1 protein-coding gene is annotated in these 1,108 nt (G+C 68.9%); it reads right to left on the bottom strand.

Going from position 1 to position 1,108, the window contains the following annotated elements; translation table 11 throughout:
* Nucleotides 1-1,108, bottom strand: a 1,108-nt coding sequence (locus ACFY0F_RS39095; RefSeq protein WP_388805997.1) for an AMP-binding protein, incomplete at both ends; no start/stop codon positions are given.

Genomic DNA, 1,108 nt, shown 5'->3' with positions numbered 1-1,108 from the left:
GGAGAACCGCACCACCAACGGCACGTTGTACGTCCCCGACGCACCCTCCACACGCGACAGGAACCACAACCGACGCTGCGCGAACGACAACGGAAGCCGCTCCGGCCGCTCTCCGACGAGCAGGGCCGGACGCGCGGGAAGGCTCTGCGCGCCTTCGATCCGGGCGGCCAGGCCGGCGACGGTCGGCGCCTCGAACAGATCGCGAACGGAAAGGTCCGCTCCGATGTCCTTACGGATACGGCTGACGAGCTTGGTGGCCAGGAGAGAATGACCGCCGAGGGCGAAGAACTCGTCGTCGATGCTGACCGCCTCGATGCCCAGCAGCTGAGAGAACAGCCCGCACAGGACCTCCTCCAGCAGTGTGCGCGGTGGGCGGCCCCCCGCCGACTCGCCGAACACCGGCTCGGGCAGGGCACGGTGGTCGACCTTGCCGTTGCGGGTCAGCGGAAGCCGGTCCAGCTCCATGAACACCGCCGGCACCATGTACTCCGCCAGTGACTCGCGCGCGAAGTCCCGCGCCTGCTCGACCGAGCCCACCACGTAGGCCACGATCCGCTTGTCACCCGGCGCGGCCTCGCGCACCACCACCGCCACCTGGGACACACCCGGGCAACCCGACAGCACCGCCTCGACCTCACCGGGCTCCACCCGGAACCCGCGGATCTTGACCTGGCTGTCCGCACGGCCCACGAACTCCAGCGCACCCGCCGAGTTCCACCGCACCACATCACCCGTGCGGTACATCCGCTCACCCGCACCACCGAACGGGTTCGCCACGAACCGCTCCGCCGTCAGCCCCGCCCGCCCCACATACCCACGCGCCAGACCGGAGCCGCCGAAGTACAGCTCTCCGGGTACGCCCATGGGGACCGGTTGAAGCAGCTCATCCAGTACGTAGACCTGCATGTTGTCCAGCGGACGACCGATGGGAATCACGGAGCCCACCTGGTCCGGTGAGGTGAGGGCGTGATGCATGCCGAACAGGGTGACCTCGGTGGCCCCGCATGTCGCCTGGACGATGGTGTCGGGGCAGGCTTCCAGGACGCGTCGTACCGCGGTCGGGGAGATCACGTCTCCACCGGTGAAAACCTCACGGACCCCGGCGAAA

This window comes from Streptomyces sp. NPDC001544 (assembly GCF_042894285.1).
Taxonomy (GTDB): Bacteria; Actinomycetota; Actinomycetes; order Streptomycetales; family Streptomycetaceae; genus Streptomyces.
The sequence above is the reverse complement of the archived record's forward strand: the minus strand, read 5'-3'. Positions and strand labels throughout refer to the sequence as shown.